We start from the raw sequence: 26255 nt of genomic DNA, 5'->3' as shown, positions 1-26255 counted from the left end.
TCCGCTTCAGCGGCTTGACAAGCTTCGCATGTTTATAAAATGTCACTCCCATGAGTGCAGGGGTGGACTGGTTGTCAGAAACAAGTCCGATCAACCGTAAAAGTGCGGCGGAATCGGTGTTTGAAGATTTGCGTATGGCAATCGTTTCAGGACGGTTGACTGTGGGTACACGGCTGCCTGCGGAAACGCATCTGGCAGGCCGATACGGTGTCAGTCGACCGATTGTTCGCGAGGCTTTACGGTCTTTGCAAACACTAGGTATGACGCAGACGCGGACCGGCAGCGGCACTTTTGTTCTGACGGATCGGCCAAGTCCTGAATTGCGCTATGGTGGCTATTCCGCCCGTGATCTGATTGAGGCCCGGCCTTATATCGAAGTCCCCGCGGCAGGTTGGGCTGCGGTGCGGCGGACCGGCGAACAGCTATCGCGAATGGTAAAGCTCTGCGACGCCATGGATGCGCAGGAAGATCCGCACAAATGGGTCAAGCTAGATTCGGAGTTTCACAGCGCCATTGCCGAGGCATCCGGGAATTCGCTGTTTGCCAAGGTCGTGTCCGATGCGCGAGATTCGCTTAGCCAGCAATCGGGTTTGCTGAACATCATGGCCGACCGGCGTGTGGCCTCCAACGTCGAGCATCGGCTGATTGCCGAAGCCATTGCGGCCGGGTCTGATGAGACTGCCCGGAGCGCCATGGAAGCGCATCTCGGGCAGGTCAAGCAGATCATTACCGCCATCATGCGCGATGAAAACCTGGTGCGCTAGAGCAGGTCTTTAGCCTCGCGGGGCGCGACCGTGTTATTGAGCCATGGCAGGTTTGCCAGCAATTCCGGTCGCAAGGCCTGCTTAAGTTCGTCGGCTGTCATGTAGCCTTTTTCCAAAACCACCTGCGGCACCGTGCGACCAGACACCAGTGCTTCCTTCGCCACTTCCGTCGCGGCATAGTAGCCGATCAGCGGGTTGAGCGCGGTGGCGATGCCGAGAGATTCTTCCAGCCTGCGGGCCATGATCTCGATATTGGCCGTGATGCCGTCGACGCAGCGGTCTGCCAAAGTGCGGCAAGCGGCGCTGAGTTGCGATATGCTGTCCAATAGCGACCTTACGATAATCGGCTCGAACGCATTGAGTTGAAGCTGACCGCCTTCTGCCGCCATGGTGATGGTTATGTCGTTGCCGATAACGGCAAACGCGACCTGATTGACGACCTCTGGAATGACCGGATTGACCTTGCCCGGCATGATGCTGGACCCGGCCTGAACCGGGGGCAGGTTGATCTCACCGATGCCTGCGCGCGGCCCGGAGGAAAGCAGGCGCAGGTCGTTGCAGGTCTTGGACAGTTTCACCGCGACCCGCTTCAGGACGCCGGACAGATGCACGAATGCACCGGGGTCCTGTGTTGCTTCTATGAGGTCGGCGGCGGTGACCAGTGGACGACCAGTCAGTTCGACCAGATGTTTGCAGGCGACTTCCGCATATCCAGCTGGCGCATTCAGGCGTGTGCCAATTGCTGTAGCACCCAGGTTGATTTCATGGAGCAACGCTGCCGACTCGATGAGGCGCAAGCGATCTTCGCCGAGCATCACGGCGAAGGTTCTGAACTCCTGGCCCAGCGTCATCGGCACGGCGTCCTGCAACTGCGTGCGACCCACTTTCAAAATGCCGTCGAATTCCTTGGCCTTGCGCTCGAAGGCATCCTGCAAAATCAGCATCGATGCTGCCAGCTCATCGATGGCTTCGATCAGGGCGAGATTGATCGCCGTCGGGTATGCGTCATTGGTCGACTGGCTGAGATTGACGTGGTCGTTGGGGTGCAGATGCGCGTAATCACCCTTGGCATGGCCCAAAATCTCAAGCGCACGATTTGCGATGACTTCGTTGGCGTTCATGTTTGTGGATGTTCCTGCTCCGCCCTGGATGGCGTCCACGATGAATTGCTCGTGCAGTGCGCCATTGCGAATGTCACGGCAGGCCTGTGTAATGGCGTCCAGCCTTGTCCGGTCCAGCAATCCAAGTTCGTGATTGGCATTCGCGGCTGCTTGCTTGACGAAAGCAAGGCCACGAATGAGATGAGCATAGCGGCCGATGGTCATGCCGGTGATCTGGAAATTTTCGACGGCGCGGGCTGTGTGAATGCCCCAATATGCCTCGGCTGGAATGTCTTTCACGCCCAGTAGATCGTATTCTTGACGCATGTCCACAACAGTTTCCTCCCCATGAAAAATCAAATATCTGTAAAGCTGCTTGACAGATTTAATACGCTTATGCCTACTGATTGATGTCGTCAAGCAGCTGTGAAGAAGGATTGACGACGTGGGAAAGGGGCGATATCTGGGATAAAATCTGTCTTGCAGCATTACAGAATGATATTTTATTCACGCATTTAATGCGTTTTAATAGAAGGCAGGAGCAGCTGAACCCTCGTGTCAGATGATTGGTCTGATGTGACGGTGGGATCGGCTTGACACGTAAGCTCTAGGGAGGGGCGAATGTCAGTGAAAGAGTTGAGCACGACACATCAAAAAACCGAATCCAGGGAAGACCAAGGCTTTCACAAGGCGCTCAAACCGCGCCAGATTCAGATGATTGCCATTGGTGGTGCCATTGGCACAGGCTTGTTTCTGGGGGCAGGTGGACGTCTCGCCGCCGCTGGACCGGCTTTGATTTTCGTCTACGCCCTTTGCGGCTTCTTTGCTTTTCTGGTGCTGCGCGCGTTGGGTGAATTGATCATGCATCGCCCGACGTCAGGCTCTTTCGTGTCCTATGCGCGCGAGTTCTACGGCGAGAAAATGGCATTTGCAGTCGGTTGGATGTACTGGCTTAACTGGGCCATGACATCGGTTGCCGATGTGACCGCCGTCGCCATTTACATGAATTTCTTCAAGCAATATCTTCCGTGGATGCAGGGCATCGACCAATGGGTCTTTGCGCTAGGCGCGCTGTTGATCGTGCTGGCCATGAACATGCTGTCGGTCAAGGTGTTTGGCGAGCTGGAATTCTGGTTCAGCCTCATCAAGGTGGTGGCCTTGGCAACATTCCTCGTCGTCGGCATCTACTTCGTCATTTTCGGCACGCCGATCGAGGGCCATGTTACGGGCTTCAGCCTGATTACGGATAATGGCGGCTTTTTCCCCAATGGTATTCTGCCTGCCTTCATCATCGTCCAGGGGGTAGTATTCGCTTATGCCTCGATCGAGTTGATCGGCACCACCGCGGGTGAGACGGAAGTTCCGCGAAAGGTCATTCCCGGAGCTATCCGCACCGTCGTCTTCCGGCTGCTGGTGTTTTATGTCGGCTCGGTCCTGCTGCTGACGCTTCTCTTGCCCTATACCGCCTACAAGGCGGGTGAGAGCCCGTTCGTGACCTTCTTCGGTTCCATCGGCGTCGAAGGTGCCGATATCATCATGAACCTCGTGGTATTGACTGCGGTTCTTTCTTCGCTGAATGCCGGTCTTTATTCGACTGGTCGTATTCTCCATTCCATGGCCGTTTCCGGTTCTGCACCGGCGGCGCTCGCTAAAATGAACAAGGCGGGCGTGCCCTATGGCGGCATCGCGGTGACCGCTGTTGTCACCGTCATTGGCGTCATTCTCAACGCCATCGTTCCCGCCGCCGCGTTCGAAATCGCGCTCAATGTTGCGGCGCTGGGCATCATTTGCGCGTGGGGTGCCATCGTGTTATGCCAACTCAAGCTGTGGCATCTGTCCCGGCAGGGGAAAATGAATCGTCCTGATTTCAAAATGTTTGGCGCGCCTTATACAGGCGTCCTGACGCTTGTCTTCCTCTTCGGTGTATTGGTGCTGATGGCGATGGATTATCCGGCTGGGACATTGACTGTGGGTTCGCTCATCATCATCGCGCCGGCTCTTGTGGTGGGGTGGTATCTGCTGCGCAATCGCATTCACGAACTGGCGAAAGCAGATGTATTGAGCGGCGCTGGTGCGCGGAGTGAAAATTGAGAATGACGGAATCAAAACTGCTGGTGGCCGTCATTGCCACCGGCGGCACCATTGCCAGCGAACGCGATGAAACCGGCGTGGCCAAGCCATCTCTGACAGGCGAGAATCTGCTGTCCGATGTGAGCAAAAGCGATGTGCAGGTGAAGCCGATCGAGCTCATGGCGAAGGATTCGTCCAGCCTGACCCTGGCGGACATGCAGACCATCAGCGATGCGGTGGGCAGAGAGCTAGCCGACCCTGAGGTATCGGGAGTCGTTATTCTGCACGGCACGGATGCTATGGAGGAAAGCGCGCTTCTGGTGCATCTCCAGCATAGCCTGACCAAGCCGGTTATTTTTACCGGCGCGCAGTTTACAGCCGATCATCCGCAGGCAGATGGCCCAGGCAACCTTTCTGCGGCCATCGCTGCATCTGTTGATCCATCCAACACGGAAAAAGGCGTCCTGCTGAGTTTCGGCGGTAAGCTGTTGCCCGCATGGGGGCTTTACAAGCGCTCTGCTGACGAGCCCGATGCCTTCGATCTTTCTGGACATGCCATTTGTCCAGAGAGCCCCGGCTTTACCGGAACGGTCAAAGACATCCGAATAGACATCGTCGCCATCTATCCCGGTTGTGATGCTGCCCATATCGATGCCAGCCTTGAGGCTGGCGCAAAAGGCATCGTGCTCGCTGGACTGGGGTCTGGCAATGCCAATACTCTTATCGTTGATGCCCTTAACCGTTGCCGTGAGAGCGACGTGCCTGTCGTAGTGTCCAGCCGGGTTCCCGTTGGTGAACTTGTTGCCGGTTATGGCGGCGGCGGTGGCGGTTACGATATGGGTGCTGCGGGCGCCATTCACTCCCGGACATTGCGCGCAGGGCAGTCGAGAATCCTGCTCGCCGCCATGATTGCCTCATCGAAAAAACGTGCCGATATGGCGGATGCGTTCGGTGATTTTCAAAAAATGGCGAAATCGTGATTTTTTTGGGAACCTTTGGGATCTGATCCCGTTTCACCGGCTGGGAGACCACCGGGGGCCTTTTATGGCAGTGACATCGACTGCAGTCGTCCTGACTCTTATTGGACTTGCAATTTTTGGCTTTGGTTCTCAGCTCGTCATGCTGGGCGGAAGTTTTTATTACGCATTGGCAGGCATCGCATTTGTGGTGACTGCCGTTCTTCTATTTCAGAGAAACAAGGTGGCATTGCATTTCTATGCCGCTTTCGTCGTCGCGACTTTGTTGTGGGCGCTGTGGGAAGTCGGTTTCGACTGGTGGCAGCTCGGACCGCGCGGTGGCTTCATCATCCTGATCGGAATGTGGCTGTTGATGCCATGGATCAGAAAGCCGCTCGGCTTCACCAGCCCTACCGGCACGTCTTATGGTGCCAATGCGGTTCCGCTGCTGACGGCAGTTCTGGTTTCGGTGGGTGCTGCAGCATTTGCGATGACGCAAGACCCGCATGATCTGGAAGGCAACCTCTCAAGTGAGATCGTGACGTCGGCGCCGAGCTACGGCAATGACGTGCCTGACAATGAATGGCATCAGTATGGTCGCACATCATATGGTCAGCGCTATTCTCCACTGTCTCAGATCAATGCGCAGAATGTGAATGGGCTGAAAGAAGCCTGGCGCTACCAGACCGGCGATGTGAAGTTGCCTGATGACGTTGGCGAGACGACCTATCAGGTCACTCCCCTGAAAGTCGGAAACTCGCTCTATCTTTGCACACCGCACAATTGGGCTATTGCCATCGATGCGGCAACCGGCAAGGAAAAGTGGAAATACGACCCGAATGCTGGAATGAATCCTGATCGCCAGCATCAGACCTGCCGTGGGGTTACTTATTACGCCGACCCCGCAGCCGAAAGCGGTTCCTTCTGTGCAGCGCGCGTTTACCTGCCAACGTCGGATGCAAGGTTGATTGCACTCGACGCTGCGACAGGTCAGGTTTGCACGACATTTGCCGACAAGGGCACTCTTCTCCTGACCTCCGGCATGGAGCACAATCCGGCTGGCTATTATTATTCGACATCCCCGCCTGCCATTGCAGGCAACAAGATCATCATTGGCGGCGCGGTCAACGACAACTACTCGACGCAGGAACAGTCCGGCGTCATCCGTGCGTTCGACGTGTCCACCGGTGCATTGATCTGGAATTGGGATTCGGGGAACCCTACCCAGACCCAACCGCTTCAGCCGGGTCAGACCTATACGACCAACTCTCCCAACAGCTGGTCGGTATTCAGCGTCGATGAAGCGCTTGGGCTCGTATACATCCCATTGGGAAATCAGGTTCCGGATCAACTCGGCATGGGTCGGAGCGAGAATGTCGAGAAATATTCCTCGTCTATCGTGGCACTGGATGTGAACACGGGGCAGGACAAATGGGTTCGCCAGTTCGTGCATCACGATCTGTGGGACATGGATGTTCCGGCGCAGCCTGTCTTGCTCGACATTACCAAGAAAGACGGGCAGACGGTTCCGGCACTGGTCGGCCCAACCAAGCAGGGTGATATCTACGTTCTGGATCGCCGCAGCGGTGAGCCTATTCTGGCCATGACAGAAGAGAAGGCCCCTGGTGGTACGATCCCGGAAGATTTCAGCGCTCCGACGCAGCCGACATCCGCTTTGTCGTTCAAGCCTGATCCGTTGGTGGAGAAGAACATGTGGGGCGTCTCCATGTTCGATCAGCTGGCATGCCGCATCAAATTCCATCAGCTGAACTATGAAGGCCGCTACACGCCTCCATCCCTCAACGGATCGCTGATCTATCCAGGCAACTTTGGCACTTTCAACTGGGGCTCAGTTGCTGTCGATCCTGAGCGTCAGGTCATGTTCGGTATGCCGACTTATCTGGCCTTCACGTCGAAACTCGTTCCACGCGACCAGATTCCGCCACGCGGTCAGGACGAAAAGGGTAGCGAGCAAGGCCTGAATCGCAACGATGGTGCGCCTTACGGTGTGTTCATGGGCCCATTCCTTGGACCATTGGGTGTTCCTTGTCAGGCTCCACCATGGGGCTACGTCGCAGGTGCCGATCTGCGAACAGGCGATGTTGCTTACAAACACAAGAACGGCACCGTCTATGACATGACGCCGTTGCCACTGCCCTTCAAGGTAGGTGTGCCCGGTATTGGTGGACCGATGATTACCAAGGGCGGCGTCGCGTTCCTCGGTGCAGCGGTCGATAATTACCTTCGCGCTTATGACCTGACATCCGGCAAGCAGCTTTGGGAAGCGCGTCTTCCAGCGGGTGGGCAGGCAACGCCGATGACCTATGCGATGGAAAATGGAAAGCAGTATGTGGTGATGGTTGCTGGCGGACATGGCTCTGTGGGCACCAAGCCCGGTGACTACGTCATCGCCTATACACTGCCTTAAAAACCTATCGAGACGTCGATGTTGGAATGGCCGGGAAAATCTTCCCGGCCATTTTTTGTTGTGCTGGCACCAAAGCGAATTTAGGGCTTGCGATAAAATGTAATAACATTACAAAAGCAATGCTTGACGACTCGTTTCCAATACGTCTATCTGGTTGTGACGGTTTCGAGCGAGTGATCGCAAGAAATAATAGGGAATGCGGTGCGAGCCTTCGGGATCTATGCCGCAGCTGCCCCCGCAACTGTAAACGGATTGTCCAACCCTTTGCCGCTCTTACAAGCGTCATGCCACTGCGAAATTTCGTGGGAAGGTGGGTGAAGACGCCAATCCGTGAGCCAGGAGACCTGCCGTCGAAAGTTCATTCCAATGTCACGGGCGGGGATGCCTGGAACAGGAGACGTCGTGATTGCATCGAGCGCCAGCCAGCGCCTTATTCCATCTGCCATGTCCCGGTTTCGGATCGTTTCAGCACGTGTTCTTTCGGACTGAAGGTCTAAACATGCTCACGCGGCTTTGCCTCAATGGCTGCCGCTGACGATTTCGGGGACTGATCGGAAATGACATTCAATTTTAAAAAAACCGTTTTTGCTGCGAGTTTCGCTGCAATGTCGATTGGCCTGGCGGCGCCATTCGCGCATGCGGCAGAGACGACCTATCCCTTGACGCTGAAGAATTGCGGACGAGATGTAACCTATACGCATGCGCCTGAGCGGACTGCCTCGCTCGGCCAGAGTACGACGGAAATTCTCTATCTGCTGGGTCTTGCCGACAAGGTGGTCGGCACCGCCGTCTGGATCGGCCCCGTCATCAAGGGCTATGAAGATGCCAATGCCAAGATTAAACGGCTGGCCGATAACGACCCGAGTTTCGAAAGCGTTCTGGCCACCAAGCCGGATCTCGTCACGGTGCAGTTTCAGTGGCATGTCGGTCCTGAAGGGATCGTTGCCAAGCCTGAACAGTTCGAAGAGCTGAACATCCCAGTTTATACATCGCCTGCCGATTGCACCGGTAAAGACAATTCCGGCGGTGGAGATGGCGTGCGCCACTCCGTATTCTCGATGGATCTGATCTATCAGGAAATCACCGAACTGGCGCAAATCTTCAATGTTCAGGACAAGGGCGAAAAGCTCGTTGCCGACCTGAAGGCGCGTGAAGAGGCTGCCCGAAAGAAAATTGCATCCGCAAACGGTAAGCTTTCTGCCGTGTTCTGGTTCTCCAGCGCGGAACTCGATATCGATCCTTATGTCGCGGGCAAGAACGGCGCACCCGGTTACATCATGTCGGCACTCGGCATCAAGAATGTCATCAATAGCGAAGAGGAGTGGCCGACGGTTGGTTGGGAAACGATCGCAAAGTCGGAACCCACCCTCATCGTTGCTGGCAAGATGGATCGCAGGCGTTTTCCGGCGGATGACATCGCGCTCAAGCAGAAGTTCCTCAAAGAAGATCCCGTCACGAGCCTGATGCCCGCCGTCAAACAGGGCCATATCGTCATCATGGATGCGCAAGCCATGAACCCAACGATCCGCACCATCGAAGGCATCGAAGTTCTGGCCGACGCTGTCGTCCAGCTTGGGCTCTCCAAGTAAGTCATGGGTGCATGTTTCACCCTTACCCGTGCCGTCTTGCTTACAGTCGGGTGCCTTGGCCTGGCTCTCTGGTTCGGTGCCGCCATTGGTGAGACATCCATTCCCTTGGATGTCGTCGCCAAGACGGTGGCAAATCGTGTGTTTCATGCGGGCTATCCGCTGGATGCCATCGATGAAGGCATCATCTGGAACTACCGCCTCAGCCGGGCGGTCGTTGCCGCTTGCTGCGGTGCCGCACTGGCGCTTTCCGGTGTTGTCTTGCAGGCGTTGTTGCGCAATCCGCTCGCAGATCCCTACATTCTCGGCATTTCGGCGGGTGCTTCTACGGGTGCGGTCAGCGTAGCCATTCTTGGGTTCGGCGCTGGCATGCTGACCATGCCGCTGGGTGCATTTCTGGGTGCGCTGGTGGCATTTGCTCTTGTCAGTCTGCTGGCCTTTCGCGCTGGCCGGGGAAACAGTGCGATCATTCTTGCGGGCGTGGCGGGCTCACAGCTGTTCAACGCGTTGACATCTTTCATCGTGACCAAGGCAGCCAATGCCGAGCAGGCGCGGGGCATCATGTTCTGGCTGCTTGGCAACCTTTCTGGCGTGCGCTGGTCGGATGTCTGGCTGGCGTTGCCTGTTACCATCATCGGTCTTGTCGTGTGTCTGTGTTATGCACGCGCGCTCGATGCCTTTACCTTCGGAGCACAATCGGCCGGGTCTCTGGGTGTGCCGGTTCGGCGTGTCTACATCGTGCTCACCGGCGTCTCCGCACTGATGACCGGCATCATGGTCAGCATTGTTGGCTCCATCGGCTTTATCGGTCTGGTCATTCCCCATGCCGCACGCATGATCGTCGGCATCAGACATGGCCGTCTTCTGCCAGCGGCAGCTTTGACGGGTGCGGTGTTCATGATCGCCGCCGATATTCTGTCGCGCACCATTGTCACCGGTCAGGTCCTTCCCATCGGCGTCATTACCGCCTTGTTTGGCGCACCGGCCTTCGCGCTCATTCTCAGCCAGCGCAGGAGGGCAATATAATGCTGACGGCCCGAAATCTTTGTTGGTCTGCCGGTGGTGTCGACATCGTCAAAAATGTCAGTCTCGACATCACGCCGGGCGAGTTTCTCGGTATCGTCGGGCCAAACGGTTCCGGTAAAACCAGTCTCATGTCGCTGCTGTGCGGTCTCAAGAAAGCGAAATCCGGCGCGGTCGATCTGGATAGCAATGACATGCAGAGCCTGAACCGTCGGGATGTTGCGCGCCACATCGCATTGGTCGAGCAACAGGCGGAAACACAGGAGCATATCAACGCTCGCCAGGCTGTGGAGCTTGGCCGCACACCGCATTTGGGTGCCCTGTCTCCATGGTCGAAAAACGATGATGCCATTGTGGATCAGGCAATGCAGGATGTCGATGCGCATCATTTGACCAAGCGCATGTGGCACACGCTTTCCGGAGGGGAGCGGCAACGTCTGCACATCGCCCGCGCACTGGCGCAGAAGCCTGATATTCTGCTGCTGGATGAACCGACGAACCATCTCGATATCGGTCACCAGATCGCGCTCCTGCATCTCGTTCGCAAGCAACGCCTGACAGTCGTCGCAGCCCTGCACGATCTCAACCACGCGGCGATGTTCTGTGACCGCGTTGCCGTGATGAAAGGCGGTCAGCTGGTGGCTCTCGGTAAGCCGTCAGCGGTGTTTACGGCAGAGCTGATCGGCGATGTCTTCGGTGTCGATGTGACCGTCGAGCGGGAGGATGGCGACATCTGTCACATCCGCTACCGCCCGCCACGCGACGACAGCAACCCATATTCAAAGGCGTGACTTGTTTCCGATTTCGGATGTGCATCTCTTGAATTGAGGAGGCGGCCTCCCACATTCGGTTCAACCCGCTGGTCCGGGCCCCTCTGGTGGAAGTTTCGGTGCTTTCACGATGTCGGACCTTTTCCGACATATACGCCGAACATTCAGAGGTTCACTCATGATTTCCGATATTGCCGCATGGTTCATCACCCTTTTTGTGCTGAGCCCCATTCAGGCCGACGTGCAGGAGCGCATGCAGGGCGCGAATGCGTCTGCACAATCCATTCAGCAATCGCAGCAGTGCATCACGGCGCAGGGACCTAAACTGATTCAGCGTGCTGGCGAAGACCCTTCCTGGGCAATCGCGACAGCAGTGGGCTACACGATCGGCTGGACATCGCCTTCGCAACTGCTCGACGCTAACGATCCGAACTGCGCCGAGTTAACCCGGCTTTTGCAGGGCAATGAGGGCGAAGAGGCAAATAGCTGAAGCTGAGACAAAATCCGGCAGCCTGAATCATCAGGCCTTGCCGGATTGCCAGCTGCGATACCATTCCACGAAGGCAGCAACGCCGGTTTCGATGGTGATGTCAGGCGCATAACCGGTCAGAGCCCGCAACAGATCGGGTGACGCAAAGGTACGTGGCACATCACCCTGCTGCATCGGCAACATGTTGCGAATGGCTTTTTGCCCCAGAACGGTCTCGACCGTTTCGACAAAGCGCATCAACTCCACGGGCTGCCCACCGCCAATGTTGACGACGCGGAACGGTGCGTGTTTCGACAGGGTGTCGGTGACGCCCTCTTCGGTCACTCGGTTGTCTTCGGATGGCGCAATGTGGCTCAGCCGCACGATGCCCTCGACCAGATCATCGATGTAGGTGAAGTCGCGACTCATCTGGCCTTCGCCGTATATGTCTATGGGCTCGCCCTTCAAGATCGCATCCACGAATTTGAACAGCGCCATATCCGGGCGTCCCCACGGGCCGTAGACGGTGAAGAAGCGGAAGGCCGTTGTCGGTACCTTGTGCAGATGGGCATAACTATGCGCCATCAGTTCCATCGACTTCTTGGTGGCGGCGTAGATCGTCATCGGCTCGTCGGCGCGATCACTTTCCGCGAAAGGTACTTTTTCATTGGAGCCGTAGATCGATGACGTGGATGCGAGCATCAGATGCTTGGGCTGAAGCGTTTTTGCCAGCTCCAGAATATTCCAGGAGCCGATAAGGTTCGAGTTCACATAGTCCTTGGGGCAGTCGATGCTGTAGCGAACTCCCGCCTGTGCGGCGAGGTGGATAATCACCTCCGGCTCGGCAAGATCAGCGGCGCGGTTGAGCGCATCCACATCTTCCAGCATCCCGATCTGGGCCTTGAAGCCGTTGGACCGCGCTAGAATGGCGTGGCGCTTTTCCTTCAGGGCGACGTCGTAATATTGCGTCATTCCATCAAAGCCGACGACGAAATGTCCCTCATCGAGCAAGCGCTTTGCCAGATGAAAACCGATGAAACCCGCCGTGCCGGTAATCAGATATCGCATGTTCTCGCCTTGCTTATGATGAACGGCCGATGCCGGCATAGGTGAAGCCGTGAGCCGTGACTTCATCCGGTCGATAGATATTGCGCAAATCTACCAGCACCGGTGACGCCATGATCGATTTCAGCCTGTCGAGGTCGAGCGCGCGGAACTGGTTCCATTCGGTCACGATTACCACCGCATCGGCATCCTGCGCCGCCTCATATGGGCCGGTCGCATATTCGATGCCTTCCATCAGCGGGCGCGCATTGACCATGCCTTCCGGGTCATAACCCGTCACCTTGGCACCCGCATCCTGCAATGTCTGTACGACGGCAATTGCCGGGCTGTCGCGCATGTCGTCCGTGTTTGGCTTGAATGTCAGGCCCAGCACGGCAATCTTCTTGCCTCTGATATCACCGCCGACGGCGGCAATGACCTTGCGGCCCATTGCACGCTTGCGGGTGTCGTTGACGGCAATCGTCGTCTCGATCAGGCGAACGGGGCTGTCGAAATCCTGAGCGGTCTTGGCAAGCGCGAGCGTATCTTTCGGAAAGCAGGAGCCGCCATAGCCGGGGCCGGCATGCAGAAATTTTGCGCCGATGCGGCCATCCAGGCCGATGCCACGCGAGACGTCCTGAACGTCGGCACCGACCTTTTCGCAAAGATCTGCCATTTCGTTGATGAAGGTAATCTTCATGGCAAGGAAAGCGTTGGCTGCGTATTTGATCAGCTCGGATGTGCGGCGCGTGGTAAACAGCAGCGGCGACTGGTTGAGGTAAAGCGGGCGATAAACTTCCGTCATCACCGGCCGGGCGCGCTCGTCAGACAGACCGACAACGATGCGGTCGGGACGCTTAAAGTCATCGATGGCTGCGCCCTCGCGCAGGAATTCCGGGTTGGAAACGACGGCAATATCAGCGCTTGGGTTTTCCTCGCGGATGATGCGCTCCACCTCGTCGCCGGTGCCGACCGGCACTGTCGATTTGGTGACGATGACGGTGAAGCCGGTCACGGCTGCGGCAATTTCACGGGCGGCGGCATAAACGTAAGCCAGATCGGCGTGGCCATCGCCACGGCGCGATGGTGTGCCAACCGCAATGAAAACGGCATCCGCATCCGCCACAGCACTTTTCAGGTCGGTGGTGAAACTCAGTCGGCCAGCCTTGGCATTGTTTGCCACGATCATGTCGAGGCCTGGCTCGAAAATCGGAATCTGACCGTTTTTCAGCGCCTCGATTTTTTCGGGCATTTTATCGACGCATATGACGTCATGACCGAAATCGGCAAAACAGGCACCTGAAACCAAGCCTACATATCCGGAGCCAATCATTACAATACGCATCAAAAAACCTTTCGGGATCAAGGCCGACTATAAAACTTGCCAGCCGCACATGCGCTAAACAGCATTTCGGATAGGTGTTTATCTGCCTTCGCTGCCGGGGCCAAGCGCGCAGGCTGTTTTCAACGGACGATTTCAAGAATTTGTTGTAAATGAAGCTGATGCCAAGGCACCGTAGGGCTTGTGAAGCGTTCATCAAACATATCTTCTGCTGCTCATTCCAGGGAACATCGGTATCCATGATCCAGCAATCCTGCCTTTCGGAAATTTCGCTCTGGCTTTCGCAGCAAGGCTATGAAGGCGTTGCCGAAGAATCTCTGTTGTCCGGATTTTGCGAGCGATGCAACGCCGCTGGCATCAGCATTTCCTCGGCACTGATATTGATGGATACGCTGCACCCGGATTTTGAGGGGCATGCGTTTCGCTGGGATAGCCACGATGTTTTCGAATCGTCCAGCGTCTATGATTTCACCGATGACGGAAAGGCGCGCGAGGCCTGGGAGAGTTCGGTATTTTTCCATCTGATCAAGGAAAATGCTGATGAGGCGCGTCACCGGTTTTTTCTCGGTGAAGACACGAAATTTCCAAAGCTATCCGAACTGAAGCAAGCCGGACATACGGATTATCTGGCGGCGATCCATCGTTTTACGGATCGCGGGAGCATCGGTGAAATGAATGCTTTCTATTCGCATTGGCTGACCCGACATCCTGAAGGCTTTCACGACGACGAGCTTGCCGCCTTGCGCTTGCTGTTGCCGACGCTCGCTCTTGCGTTCAAAGCCGCTTCCTGCATGCGCATCATCGGCACGATCAGCGACGTCTATCTGGGCCGCGATGCTGGTCGCAAGGTCATGAGCGGCACGATCACCCGTGGGGAGGTCGAACGTATCGATGCCGTCTTGTGGTTTTCCGATCTGCGGGATTTCACCGGCATTTCAGACCGGGCGGAGCCAGATCAGATCATTCCGTTTCTCAACGACTATGCGGGTCTGGTCATCGACGCGATCCACGCCCATGGCGGCAGCGTGCTGAAACTGATCGGCGATGGGGTGCTGGCAATCTTCCGTGATGCCGACCAGCGCGCAGGATGTGCGGCGGCACTGGCCTCGGAAATCACGATGCGTACCAATCTCACCGTGCTGAACGACAGGCGACGGCAGGAGGGCTTGCCGACGACGGATGTCTATCTCGGCCTGCATGTGGGTGAGGTGTTTTACGGTAATATCGGCAGTCGCAACCGGCTGGATTTTACGGTGGTCGGACCCGCTGTCAACATGGTCAGCCGCATCAGCAGCCTGTGCGGTTCGGTGGATCGCGATACCGTTATGTCCCGCGAGTTCATGGCGATGTGTCCGGAAGATATGCGCGGCTTCATGGTATCCATGGGGCGTTATGCTTTGCGTGGTTTTGCAAGGGCGCATGAGCTCTACACCATTGACCCGGAAATGTGCTGATTGCAACGTGAAGAAAGAGAGAACGGTTTTCCCGCGTTCATGCCTTGCGCTCTGGTCGTCTCAGGCGTAGCCAGACTACGGAGATAGCGTTCAAGCCGGGTATCGAGTCTCATCCCATGCCGCCCGGTTGTCGCTACGGGAGCGGTTGCCATGCAAAAGGGTTTTCTACTGGGGCTGCTTGCCTATGCCAGCTTTTCCTGTGGAGACGCCACCATCAAGTCGCTCGGCTCGCAGGTTAGCGTCTTCGAAATCGGCTTTTTCAGCATCCTGTCGTCCGCATCCCTCATTTTCTTCTTGAAACCAAAAGAAGAGCGCTGGCGCCATTTCTGGCGCATGAGCAGGCCGTGGGCCGTGCATGGGCGGGCGATTTCCGGCCTGTTCGCGGGCATTTTGGGCATTTATGCGTTCACTAACGTGCCGCTTGCAGAGGCCTATGCGCTGATTTTCCTGTCACCGCTTTTCGTTACCATCCTGTCGGCGTTGGTGCTGAAGGAAGATATTGGACTGTGGCGCTGGTCTGCGGTCATGGCTGGCATCGTTGGCGTGTTGCTGGTGGTGCGCCCCGGTTTCAAAACACTGGAACTCGGGCATTTCGCAGCGCTTTGCGTGGCCTTTCTCGCGGGCCTGACCATCGTTCTTCTGCGCTCGCTCGCCGGACGGGAAAAGCGCACATCGATCATGGGCGTGCTCATTATGTATGGTTTGACGTTCAACGGTATCCTGATGATCCCGGAGTTTCAGGTTCCAACGCTGAACCAGATCGGTGCCTTCATCGTCATCGGCATGTGCACCGCTATCGGCCAGATAACCCTGCTGACGGCGACGAAGATTGCCCCTGCCAGTCAGATCGCCCCATCGCACTATTCCCAGATATTATGGGCGGTTGCCATCGGCGCGTCCTTCTTCGGCGAGTATCCGGATACGCTTGCGATCTCCGGTCTGGTGGTCATAGCCTCTGCCGGATTGCTGACTATGATGCGTGAAAAAATCCGCCTTGGCATCGTGCGGTGGAATCCGTTTTTCCGCAACAGACTATGATTCAGAGGTTTTGCCCGACCTGTTCAAGAAGCCAGCTTTGGAACGCCTGGACCAGCACGTTGTCCTGACGCCCCTCTGGCAGAGCGATATAATAGCTGTTTTCCGTCGCCAGCGGCACGTCGAACACGACATTCAGCAAGCCTGATTTCAATTCGGTTTCAATCAGATATTTCGGCAAGAGCGCAAAGCCCAGACCGCTGACTGCGGCCTCTATCAGCATGGAAAACTGGTCGAAACGGTTGCCGCGATAAGCGCTGTCGGAGGCAAGCCTGTTCATCTCGAACCACTCCGTCCACAGCTTGGGACGCGTGGTGATGTGAAGTAACGGCCCGTCCAGCATATCGGCATGGTTTGCGACAGGTTTGGACGCCAGAAGCCGCGGGCTGGCGACGGGAACGATCACTTCGTTGCAGAGGAACGTGCATGTACCACGCGCCCACACCGGCTGGCCGTAATGGATGGCGATGTCGAAGCCTTCCTCATCGAAATCGAAGGGCTGGGTGCGCGATCCTACTGTCAGCACCGTGTTCGGGTGGCTTGCCATGAAGTCGTGCAGGCGGGGTGTCAGCCAGCGGCTACCGAATGTCGGAAGGGTCGCGATGGACAGCAGCGCGCTGGAGGAGCCAGCCGTGACGGCCCGCACCATCAATTGTTCGGATTGATGCAGCAGCTTCTGCACGTCAGGCAGGAACTTGCGCCCCGCATCGGATAGCACCACGCGGCGGCGAATGCGCTCGAACAGCAGCATGCCGGTCTGCGCTTCCAGATCGCTGATCTGGCGGCTGACCGCGCTCTGCGTCAGGTTCAACTCTTCGGCAGCGCGCGTGAAGTTGCCGTGCCTTGCAGCGCATTCGAAAGCCTGCAAGGTCACGATATCAGGAACCAGCCGTCTGCGTGTGTCCATTCCAGTCTCGCATCAACATGCGCGCTTTCTCCACCGAAAGCACCTCTCAAACCCGTATATGATCGGGAAACAGAATGAAACGGGAATTTCCGTACAGGACCGACGCGACGATCAGCCAATCGACATCAAGCTTGCATTTCCACCCGCCGCAGTCGTGTTGACGCTGACAGAGACTTCTTCCAGCAGCCAGTTCAGATTGTAAGGCTGGTCCGTTCCCAGCAACGCTTCACTGGTTGCGGCCTGAACCAGAACCAGCGGGCCGGGAAGCTCGGCAATGCGCGCATTCACCTGACGTACCCGCTCCGCATCACCTTCCACCAACGCGCCCGAGAAGGGGCCGGACCTGACCCAATCAGCGGACCATGTGATGTGGGCCGTCACGCTGGATGGCAAACCGTTCAGTTCCGTTTCCAGACCGGTTTCTTTATCTATCACCACCGTGTTTCCGGTTGCAAGTGTCGCTGCCAGTTGCCGGAACAATCCCTGTGCGGTCAGCGGTGCCAGCAAAACATGGCCGCGTGGATGCAGGGCATAGAGGTTGCGCTCTCCCACCGGACCTGCAAGTTCGGTTTCAAAACCGAGGCCGGAGAGTTTGGCGGAGAGGCGGGCCATTTCCGCTGCCGCCTTGTCAACCTTTGCCTCCAGCCAGTTGGCAAAATCGGTGATTGCAGTGTCGTGTTGATGCCCCTTGCGGTCTACAAGCGGTGCATTCTTCGTCAAACGACCGAGGTAAAGAGGGCCACCAGCCTTTGGACCTGTACCGGAAAGACCGCGTCCGCCGAAGGGCTGCACGCCGACCACGGCGCCGATGATGTTGCGGTTGACGTAAAGATTGCCCGCCTTCACCCGGGAAAGCACATGCGCAATCGTCGTATCGAGGCGCGTGTGTAGGCCGAATGTTAGGCCGTAACCGGTTGCGTTGATATCATCGATGAGACGGTCGAGCTTTTCGCGCTTGAAGCGGATGACGTGCAGGACAGGGCCGAAGACTTCACGCTTGAGGTCGGACAGGGATTTTAACTCTATGATGGTTGGCGGAACGAAGGTGCCCTTGTCGGTGTCGCCAGCCAGTGTGATTTGCTCGATCCGGTTGCCGAGCGCCCGCATGGCTTCGACGTGCTGTTCGATGTTTTCCTTGGCTTCCAGCGTAATCACCGGGCCGACATCCACCGACAGCCGGTCCGTTCTACCGATTCGCAATTCGTGCAAGGCGCCTTTCAGCATCGTCAGCGTTCTCTCAGCCACATCGTCCTGAAGGCAAAGAACGCGTAGCGCCGAGCAGCGCTGGCCGGCGCTATCGAAGGCGGACGCGATGACATCGGCCACAACCTGTTCGGCCAGAGCCGAGGAATCCACGATCATGGCGTTCTGGCCACCGGTTTCGGCAATGAGCGGGATCGGCTGTCCATCGCTCGACACACGCGCCGTCAGCTGTTTCTGGATCAGGCGAGCGACTTCGGTGGAGCCCGTGAACATGACGCCTGCGGTTTGCTCGGCACCCACCAACTGCGCGCCGGCTTTGCCATCGCCCGGCAGAAGCTGCACGGCATCCGCGGGAACACCAGCCTCATGCAGCAGGCGAATGCCTTCTGCGGCAATCAGCGGCGTTTCCTCTGCGGGCTTGGCCAGAACCGGGTTGCCTGCCACGAGCGCTGCCGCGACCTGACCGATGAAGATCGCAAGCGGGAAATTCCACGGGCTGATGCAGACGACTGGGCCGAGAGCCTGTTGCTGCGGGCCGAATGTGTTACGTGCTTCGGCTGCATAATACCGTAGAAAATCGATAGCTTCCCGGACTTCGGCGATGGCGTTCGGCGCCGATTTTCCGGCTTCGCGCATGATGAGACCGAGCAGAACGGGCAATTTCGCCTGCATCAGATCGGCTGCTTTTTCCAGGCAAGCGGCGCGGTCTTCGACGCTGGTTTGCGGCCAGCTGGATGCGGCGGCGGCTTCCAGCGCCTGTCTTACATCCGCATCGGTCGGTTCGGTCACGAAGCCGACGATATCATTGAGGTCGCCGGGGTTGAGAACGGCTCTCGCAGAACCGGTTGCACCCAGTGGCACAGCTTTCCATTCCATCTCCGCGCTGGTCCAGAGCGCCTCACTCAATGACGCCAGCGTCTGTTCATTCGCCAGATCCAGCCCAGCCGAATTTATCCGCGCGCCGTAGAGATTGCCGGGTTTGGAAATCTTCTCGTGTTGCGCGCCCGGTGCAGCCATGGATTTCACCGCGACGACAGGGTCTTCCAGCAGCGAATCGATGGGAATATTCGGGTCGGCGATACGGTTGACGAAAGAAGAGTTGGCGCCGTTTTCCAGCAATCGGCGCACGAGATAGGCCAGCAACGTTTCATGCGTGCCAACCGGTGCGTAAAAGCGGCAGGGACGGTCGAGGTTCTTTTTGCCGACGACTTCGCTGTACAGCGGTTCACCCATGCCGTGAAGGCACTGGAACTCGTAGTCCCCGATTTTGAATTCGGGTCCAGCGAGGTGATAGATCGTTGCCAGCGACTGCGCGTTGTGGGTTGCGAATTGCGGAAAGATCACGTCGCGGGCGGCGAGCAGCTTGGCGGCGCAGGCGATGTAGGAGACATCCGTGTGGACCTTGCGGGTGAAGACTGGGAAGTCTTCCAATCCGTCCAGTTGCGCCCGCTTGATTTCGGCATCCCAATAGGCACCCTTGACGAGACGCACCATGATACGGCGGTTCGATCTGCGGGCGAGATCGATGATATAATCCAGCACGAAGGGGCAGCGGCGGCTATAGGCCTGCACCACGAAGCCTATGCCCTGCCAATTTCCCAGTTCCGGGTCAAGCGCGATTGCTTCCAGCAGGTCGAGCGAAAGCTCCAGCCGGTCGGCTTCTTCGGCATCGATGTTGAGGCCGATATCGTAGCGCTTGGCCAGCAGCATCAGGGATTTCACGCGCGGCAGAAGTTCATCCATCACACGCTGTGCCTGCGCGCGGGCATAGCGCGGATGCAAGGCGGAAAGCTTGATGGAAATGCCGGGACCACCATACACGCCGCGACCGGCTGAGGCCTTGCCGATGGCATGAATTGCCTGCTCGTAATCGTGGTAATAGCGCTCGGCATCCTTAGCCGTCGTCGCGGCTTCGCCCAGCATATCGTAAGAATATTGGAAGCCTTGTGCCTCAAGTGCCTTCGAGCGGTTGATTGCCTCGCCGATGGTCTGGCCGGTCACGAATTGCTCGCCCATCATCCGCATGGCCATGTCGACGCCGCGGCGGATGACCGGCTCTCCCGCACGGGAAATGAGTTTTGTCAGCGCTGCCGACAAGCCCTTGTCGTTGACGGTGGATGTCAGCTTGCCCGTGATGACCAGCCCCCAGGTCGCGGCATTGACGAACAGTGAGCGACCGCCGCCGAGGTGAGATTTCCAGTCGCCGGTGGCAATCTTGTCACGGATCAGGGCATCACGTGTGGCGGCATCGGGAATACGCAACAGGGCTTCGGCAAGGCACATCAGCGCCACGCCTTCCTGGCTCGATAGCGAATATTCCTGCACCAATCCTTCGACGCCGGTCCCTTTGGCTTTGGAACGCAGCGCTTGAACCAGTTTGCGTGCAGTCGTGCGAATTGTATCGGCCTGTTCAGGCGAAACGGTTGCCGCTTCGAGTAGCCGCGCCATGCAATCCGGCTCCGCCCGGCGGTAGGCAGCGGTGATGGCTTGGCGCAGGGCGCTTTGCGGCTGCACCGGTGGCGCAAAATGCGCGAAAATATCACATGTTTGGTTGGCGTGTGATTTGGCAAACCCAGCTGTATTTTCTACCATCGGTCCAGTCCTCGAATATCTGTCGCAAGGCGATCTTTTTCAGACATCAGAATATCACTGGTGGCAAAATTGCTATGGTCCTATTTTAGCGGTATATCAGGACAAACCGACTTATAATGAGCATTTCAGGAGGCAATATGAATGGCAAAATCGTCTGATACAGGTGATCTCGATCATTTCGATCTGAAGATACTGGAGGCAATGAGCGATGATGGCCGCATGTCGATCTTGCAATTGTCCAAGCAGGTCGGTCTGTCGAAGACGCCGTGCCAGACGCGGCTGAAACGTTTGGTGGATGAGGGATACATTCTGGGTTTTCGTGCCATGCTCAATCCGGCCAAGTTGGGGCTGGAGCACATCGCCTTCACCGAGGTCAAACTGTCTGATACGCGCGAGAAGGCGCTGGAGGATTTCAACACGGCGGTCCGCAAGATCAAGGAAGTCGAGGAGTGTCACATGATCGCTGGAGCCTTCGATTATCTGTTGAAGGTTCGCACCAACGATATCCGCAAATACAGGCGGGTTCTGGGTGAAAAAATATCCAGCCTACCGTGTGTGGCCAACACATCGACATTCGTCGTCATGCAGTCTGTCAAAGACGTGGGAATATAAAACGGCACAGCCTTTGGGCTGCGCCGTTCTGATGTCAGTCAGGTTTAACGTATAGCCGCAGCCGCTGTGACCGCTGCTACCTGAGCGTCTGGACCGAATTCGTTTTCGTCCTGAATCCCCAAAAGTTCCTGAAGACGAAGACGTGCACGACTAACGCGGCTTTTGATTGTCCCGACGGGGCAACCGCAAATTTCCGCAGCTTCTTCATAGGCAAAGCCCGACGCGCCGATCAGCAGAATGGCTTCACGCTGATCTTCCGGCAGTTTTGCAAGCGCGGTCTTGAAATCCTGAAGATCGACGGAACCGTGCTGTTCTGGTGGAACAGACAGGCGGGATGTGTAAGCTCCATCCGTGTCCTGAACTTCGCGGCCTGATTTTCTTATCTGGCTGTAGAACTCGTTACGAAGTATCGTAACCAGCCATGCGCGCATGTTGGTGCCGGGCTGATAGCTTTCCTGCTTCGCCCAAGCCTTCATGATCGTGTCTTGCACGAGGTCATCGGCCCGGTCGCGGGACCGGATGAGAGAGATAGCGAATGCGCGCAAATTGGGGAGCGCGGCCAGCATTTCTCGCTTGAAATTGGTTTCGTTCTTGGTGTGTTCTTCTGCCATTATCCCCTCGAAGCTTTTGCTTTGTTTTCAGCTTCGTCGAGTTTCTCAAGCAGATCGAGGAACTTGTCTGGAATGCCTTCGTCCTGAACTGTGTCGTACAGTTCCCGTAGTTTACGCGAGATGACGGTTCTACCTGAGTCGGAAACAGTCGGAGACGTTCCCTTTTCAGATGGATCCTGATCCGATTGAAACATATTCATGATTTCCGGTATTCGTTAGGTGATGTCGCTGTTAATGCCTAACTGAAAAAATAGTTCCAACCAACTGGAACTATTTTTTGGGTACCACGTTTTTTCCATTATGTGTGCGTTGCACACCGCATGATACAGGGGAGAATTCCATGTCAGTTTCTACACGCATCGCACCGCACCTGCCCTATCTTCGCAGGTTTGCGCGTGCCGTTTGCGGTTCACAATCGACTGGCGATGCCTACGTCGCCGCCAGCCTGGAAGCATTGATCGCGGATGTTAGCATCTTCCCGCAGACGAGCAGCGATCGCGTCTCGCTTTATCAATTGTTTGTCTCCATCTTTAGTTCCGTAACAATCAACATCAAAAGCGACGAAAACCTTACGGGTTGGGAAAAGCGTGCGTCTGCCAATCTTTCGGCAGTGCCGGCGGTGCCGCGCCAGGCATTTTTGCTGACGACCGTAGAAGAATTCTCGATGGCTGAAGTTGCCGAAGTTCTCCGCGTTCCTGAATCGCAGGTCGGAAAGCTGATCGATGAGGCTGCCTCTGAAATTGCGCGTCAGGTTGCGACCGACATCATGATCATCGAGGACGAGCCTCTGATCGCGATGGATATCGAGCAGATGGTAACGGACCTCGGCCACAACGTGACAGGCATTGCGCGCACCCATAAGGAAGCGCTGGAACTGTTCCACCGTACGCAGCCCAAGATGATCCTTGCCGACATCCAGCTTGCGGATGGAAGTTCTGGTCTGGAAGCCATGAAGGAAATCCTTCAGATGACGACGCTGCCTGTGATCTTCATCACCGCTTTCCCGGAACGTCTTCTTACCGGCGAGCGTCCTGAGCCGACCTTCCTTGTGACCAAGCCATTTAATCCCGACATGGTGAAAGCTCTCATAAGTCAGGCTCTGTTCTTTAATGAAAGTTCACGTGTCGCAGCTTAATTGACGCTGAACTGAAGAGATTTTGGAACCCGGGTTCTTACCCGGCGTTCAGGTCTGCATGTTTGCTCGAACACAGCGACCTTGATCGCCGTTACCCGTTAGGAGACAATATTGCATCGGCTGGCGTGGCATAATGCGGGGCGAGAAGAGGGAGACCTTCACGATTCACTCGTGCTTGCCTTGCTGGACTCTGATGAGACGGTCATGCTGCAGGACCGTGATAAAGAGTATATTTTTATCGCGAATCTGCCTGACGTCTGGACGCTTCCGGACGAGTCAGGCGACGATCCGAACGACGTCACGATGTTTGGAAAAGAGCTTGCTGCCCGCCTGTCAGATTTGAAAAAAGATCTGACGGCAGCAGGAAGCAGGGGAATGCTGGAGGTCAATGCCGGCAAGGACCGTGTCTTCCAGTTTTACGTCTACTCCACCGTCAACATGTCTGGACAGCGCGTCCTCAAAACGACAATTCGAGAAGTAACGGTGGAGCGACGGCGGGAGCAGTTGCTTCGATCATTGCTCCGCGAAGTCAGTCACCGCTCAAAAAACCTCCTTGCCATCATCCAGAGCCTATCCTCCCAAACCGCGCGTTTCAGTTTTACCAAAGAAGATTTTCTGCGAAAATTCAGAGGGCGTCTGCATGCTTTGGCGCAGTCCCAGGATCTGATCACGGATTCGGATTGGCGCGGAGCAGAGATTTTCGATCTGCTGAAACAGCAGGCCGATCTCTATTTGCCTGAATATCCTAACCTGATTCAGATGAAGGGCGACAACCTTCTCCTCAACCCAAACGGGGCGCTCTATGTGGGGCTCGCTTTCCATGAGCTTGTCGTGAATACGATCAGTCATGGTGGGAACCTATCGCAGCATCTTCCTTTGACACTGGAATGTCGAAAAGATGCGGATTTCTTCGAAGTTCGCTGGACGGAACCACTTGGAGGCAGTGGCGCTCAACACACTGCCGACGCTGACAAACGAAGCAATTTCGGAAGCGTTGTTTTGGAGAAAGTCGTCCCGGCAGCGTTGGGTGGGGAAGCTAAATATAAAGTCTCTGATGAAAGCATTGACTATTTCCTGAGGTTCCCGGCTCCGCTGCCGACCTGAATAAAACCCAATTGAATTTTGGCTTGTCCGATGGAAGACGACGTTTTGTCGCGTCGCTTTTGTTATCTGTTCATCTGCGGAGTTTGGGGACGCCCTTGTGCCAACAAAAAAGCACGGCTCCGTAGAGCCGTGCTATCTATGGCAGGTTTTCAGGGGCAAAACCTGCGTGCGCCAAGCCTCAGGCGGGGACGGGAGTGGCTTGGCTTGCCTTAAAAACGCGGGTTCTGCCAGTTGGTTCCGTGCCGTCTAAATTTTAATTCGGCAAAACAGATTTTTTTTGAGCAAGAAATTTATGAAAAGGTGCTGTCAGCGTCCACTGGAATCCACACTCTTTGTAATCTGTTGATATGGTTGCAGAAAATGCACTTTCGGCATGACGTCTCGTAATTGTGGTGCCAAAGCCGCTTCGTGTCGGGGCAACGGCTGGAGGGCCACCAACGTCTTTCCAGTCTATTGTCAGCATCTCTTTCTCACCGTTCATCTTACGAACCCAGGAGAGCTCGACAGTGGCTGCCGCCTCGGAAAGCGCGCCGTATTTCATCGAATTGGTCGCCAGCTCATGGATGATGAGGCCCAGATTCTGCGCAGCTTCCGGCGAAAGAATGAAGTCTTCTCCGCTGAGCTTGACCTGATCGATGGCGTTCCCGAAGACCTTCAAATGGGTTTCCAGCAACTTGCGCATCGGCAGTCCCTGCCATTGCACCTCCGACAAAGCGCTGATCGACATTCCCAAGCCACGAAGACGGTGGTCCACCTCCTTTTGGAACTCCGCAACCGTCGTGCTGTCGCGCGCGAGCTGGCGCATCATGGCTTGAACCAGCGTCAGCATGTTCTTGGAGCGATGAACCAGCTCGTGCAGGATGAGGTGGGCACGATCGTCCGCCTGGCTGCGGTCAAAGGAGGCGTTCGAAAGGGCGACAGCGACCTGATTTGCTTCCTTTATTTTGGTGTCGATCGGCGAAACGATTTCGCCCTCGCCTATTCGTTTGGCCACATCGACAAGTTCGCGTATTGACCCACGGAGCTGCTGGCCGACGAGATAGGCACCTGCGATAGCGATTGCGACGAGGGTCAAACTGCCGATCATCATTTTCCGCCAGGTGCTTGCCAATGCAGAATCGCTATTGTCGGACGGTCCCCAGATAACTGCCTTCCAAGACCATCCCGGCAGTTGGGAGTAGGCATATATAATGCCGTCTTCATTTTCGAAACTGCCGCTAAAAGCCTGCATTTCGTTCGCCCACGTATGATCGAAGTCGGATCCGGCTGCGATGGTCTTCGGCGCGCTGGATGTAACGACGTGATTGTTGCCATCCACGATCGCAATCGTCCAGCCAGATGGAAGCCCGTCCGTTGAGACCAGTCCCATCAGGTCGCTGGCATTTTGGGTCATGATCAGTGCGTCACCGGCGGCCGACAGCGACGGCGGCAAAGGGCGCATGACGTTGAACACCCATTCCTTGCTGGTATTGCCATAAAAGATGTTGGAGACGGCGATCCTGCGTCCGGCAATGACATCCTGTAGCTTGATGTCGGGCGGCACATTGCCCAAGGGCTGATTCAGCGGCACACGGCTGTTCAGGCGTTGTTTTCCGTCAGCAGTTGCAACGATGACGTAGAGGCCCTGTCTTTCAAGGCTTTCGCTCACGCGCTTGTGAAACGCCGCGAGGTCGCCATCCTCTAACTCGGGGAATTGCGTCAGCAGGTTGAGAGTTGTCGCCATTTCCTGCAAACGGCGATCGATGTTGCGGCTGACTGCGCGTGCATCTTCGACGGCTTCCCTTTGAAGGTCGCCTGTTTCGTTTGCTTCCAGTTTCAGCATCAGATAGCCGACGAAAATAACCAGAGGCAGCGTGATAACTGCTGTCATTACAACGAGATAGACACTAATAGGCGCGGTTGGAAAAAAACCGGAAAGACGTCGTCTTAGTTTCAATATGATGTTGTTTCGCATCGTCTCGCCGGTTTCGACCGGTGTTCAAATCATTCTGGCTGAACCGCAGAATGGCGCAAGCCTTCATAGTTCGCAATCCCATAATATGCCTGATTA

The 26255-nt window shown here is 56.3% G+C and carries 21 protein-coding genes and 1 riboswitch; of the genes, 13 read left to right on the top strand and 8 right to left on the bottom strand.

Going from position 1 to position 26255, the window contains the following annotated elements:
- Positions 1-50 precede the first annotated feature (50 nt).
- Positions 51-764, top strand: a complete 714-nt coding sequence (locus ATO67_RS15880; RefSeq protein WP_067651319.1) for a FadR/GntR family transcriptional regulator — start codon at positions 51-53, stop codon at positions 762-764.
- Here ATO67_RS15880 and ATO67_RS15875 read toward each other — a convergent pair.
- A complete protein-coding gene (locus tag ATO67_RS15875) occupies positions 761-2191 on the bottom strand; it encodes an aspartate ammonia-lyase (RefSeq protein ID WP_067651316.1) in 1431 nt (476 codons plus the stop codon). The genes ATO67_RS15880 and ATO67_RS15875 overlap by 4 nt on opposite strands.
- 294 nt (positions 2192-2485) lie before the next feature.
- Here ATO67_RS15875 and ATO67_RS15870 point away from each other — a divergent pair, with 294 nt between their 5' ends.
- The 7 genes from ATO67_RS15870 (at position 2486) to ATO67_RS15840 (ending at position 11187) form a co-directional block, all read left to right on the top strand.
- Positions 2486-3955 (top strand): amino acid permease, encoded by a 1470-nt coding sequence (locus ATO67_RS15870; protein ID WP_067651313.1) that lies wholly within the window; start codon positions 2486-2488, stop codon positions 3953-3955.
- 2 nt (positions 3956-3957) lie between these two features.
- A complete protein-coding gene (locus ATO67_RS15865) occupies positions 3958-4914 on the top strand; it encodes an asparaginase (protein WP_067651310.1) in 957 nt (318 codons plus the stop codon).
- A gap of 64 nt (positions 4915-4978) precedes the next feature.
- Positions 4979-7318, top strand: coding sequence for a glucose/quinate/shikimate family membrane-bound PQQ-dependent dehydrogenase (locus ATO67_RS15860; protein ID WP_067651307.1), 2340 nt, complete (start codon positions 4979-4981; stop codon positions 7316-7318).
- Positions 7319-7461: 143 nt separating this feature from the next.
- Positions 7462-7684: riboswitch (cobalamin riboswitch) on the top strand.
- Between the two features lie 191 nt (positions 7685-7875).
- A complete protein-coding gene (locus tag ATO67_RS15855) occupies positions 7876-8907 on the top strand; it encodes an ABC transporter substrate-binding protein (protein ID WP_067651304.1) in 1032 nt (343 codons plus the stop codon).
- A 3-nt stretch (positions 8908-8910) separates the two neighbouring features.
- The gene (locus tag ATO67_RS15850) at positions 8911-9930 is read left to right on the top strand and encodes a FecCD family ABC transporter permease (RefSeq protein ID WP_067651301.1); all 1020 of its coding nucleotides are present in this window, start codon (positions 8911-8913) and stop codon (positions 9928-9930) included.
- Positions 9927-10718, top strand: a complete 792-nt coding sequence (locus ATO67_RS15845; RefSeq protein ID WP_067651419.1) for an ABC transporter ATP-binding protein — start codon at positions 9927-9929, stop codon at positions 10716-10718. Before ATO67_RS15850 ends, ATO67_RS15845 begins: the two co-directional genes overlap by 4 nt.
- A gap of 157 nt (positions 10719-10875) precedes the next feature.
- Positions 10876-11187, top strand: coding sequence for a hypothetical protein (locus ATO67_RS15840; RefSeq protein WP_067651297.1), 312 nt, complete (start codon positions 10876-10878; stop codon positions 11185-11187).
- Positions 11188-11217: 30 nt separating this feature from the next.
- Here ATO67_RS15840 and ATO67_RS15835 read toward each other — a convergent pair whose 3' ends face one another.
- Together ATO67_RS15835 and ATO67_RS15830 are read right to left on the bottom strand one after the other, a co-directional pair.
- Positions 11218-12234, bottom strand: coding sequence for an NAD-dependent epimerase (locus tag ATO67_RS15835; protein WP_067651415.1), 1017 nt, complete (start codon positions 12232-12234; stop codon positions 11218-11220).
- A gap of 13 nt (positions 12235-12247) precedes the next feature.
- Positions 12248-13555, bottom strand: a complete 1308-nt coding sequence (locus ATO67_RS15830; protein ID WP_067651294.1) for a UDP-glucose dehydrogenase family protein — start codon at positions 13553-13555, stop codon at positions 12248-12250.
- A gap of 236 nt (positions 13556-13791) precedes the next feature.
- Between ATO67_RS15830 and ATO67_RS15825 the strand changes: the two genes are divergently transcribed.
- Together ATO67_RS15825 and ATO67_RS15820 are read left to right on the top strand one after the other, a co-directional pair.
- Positions 13792-15006 (top strand): adenylate/guanylate cyclase domain-containing protein, encoded by a 1215-nt coding sequence (locus ATO67_RS15825; RefSeq protein ID WP_067651291.1) that lies wholly within the window; start codon positions 13792-13794, stop codon positions 15004-15006.
- Positions 15007-15156: 150 nt separating this feature from the next.
- Positions 15157-16044, top strand: coding sequence for a DMT family transporter (locus ATO67_RS15820; RefSeq protein ID WP_067651288.1), 888 nt, complete (start codon positions 15157-15159; stop codon positions 16042-16044).
- A 1-nt stretch (position 16045) separates the two neighbouring features.
- Here the strand turns inward: ATO67_RS15820 and ATO67_RS15815 are convergent, their stop codons facing one another.
- The gene (locus tag ATO67_RS15815) at positions 16046-16948 is read right to left on the bottom strand and encodes a LysR family transcriptional regulator (protein ID WP_067651285.1); all 903 of its coding nucleotides are present in this window, start codon (positions 16946-16948) and stop codon (positions 16046-16048) included.
- A 111-nt stretch (positions 16949-17059) separates the two neighbouring features.
- Positions 17060-20743, bottom strand: a complete 3684-nt coding sequence (gene putA / locus ATO67_RS15810; RefSeq protein ID WP_067651282.1) for a trifunctional transcriptional regulator/proline dehydrogenase/L-glutamate gamma-semialdehyde dehydrogenase — start codon at positions 20741-20743, stop codon at positions 17060-17062.
- Between the two features lie 141 nt (positions 20744-20884).
- Here putA and ATO67_RS15805 point away from each other — a divergent pair, with 141 nt between their 5' ends.
- Complete coding sequence (locus ATO67_RS15805) at positions 20885-21355, top strand: Lrp/AsnC family transcriptional regulator (protein WP_067651279.1); 471 nt, start codon at positions 20885-20887, stop codon at positions 21353-21355.
- A gap of 44 nt (positions 21356-21399) precedes the next feature.
- Here ATO67_RS15805 and ATO67_RS15800 read toward each other — a convergent pair whose 3' ends face one another.
- Both ATO67_RS15800 and ATO67_RS15795 read right to left on the bottom strand, forming a co-directional pair.
- Complete coding sequence (locus ATO67_RS15800) at positions 21400-21966, bottom strand: sigma-70 family RNA polymerase sigma factor (protein WP_067651276.1); 567 nt, start codon at positions 21964-21966, stop codon at positions 21400-21402.
- On the bottom strand, positions 21966-22166 hold the full coding sequence (locus ATO67_RS15795) for a NepR family anti-sigma factor (protein ID WP_067651273.1): 201 nt from the start codon (positions 22164-22166) through the stop codon (positions 21966-21968). The genes ATO67_RS15800 and ATO67_RS15795 overlap by 1 nt, the downstream gene beginning before the upstream one ends.
- A gap of 140 nt (positions 22167-22306) precedes the next feature.
- Between ATO67_RS15795 and ATO67_RS15790 the strand changes: the two genes are divergently transcribed.
- Both ATO67_RS15790 and ATO67_RS15785 read left to right on the top strand, forming a co-directional pair.
- Positions 22307-23101, top strand: a complete 795-nt coding sequence (locus tag ATO67_RS15790) for a response regulator (protein WP_067651269.1) — start codon at positions 22307-22309, stop codon at positions 23099-23101.
- Positions 23102-23212: 111 nt separating this feature from the next.
- Complete coding sequence (locus ATO67_RS15785; RefSeq protein WP_067651266.1) at positions 23213-24205, top strand: sensor histidine kinase; 993 nt, start codon at positions 23213-23215, stop codon at positions 24203-24205.
- Between the two features lie 253 nt (positions 24206-24458).
- Here ATO67_RS15785 and ATO67_RS15780 read toward each other — a convergent pair whose 3' ends face one another.
- Positions 24459-26159, bottom strand: coding sequence for an HWE histidine kinase domain-containing protein (locus ATO67_RS15780; protein ID WP_067651264.1), 1701 nt, complete (start codon positions 26157-26159; stop codon positions 24459-24461).
- Positions 26160-26255: the final 96 nt, after the last annotated feature.

This window comes from Agrobacterium bohemicum, from assembly GCF_001562555.1.
Taxonomy (GTDB): Bacteria; Pseudomonadota; Alphaproteobacteria; order Rhizobiales; family Rhizobiaceae; genus Agrobacterium; species Agrobacterium bohemicum.
This window is presented reverse-complemented; position numbering and strand designations above follow the sequence as displayed.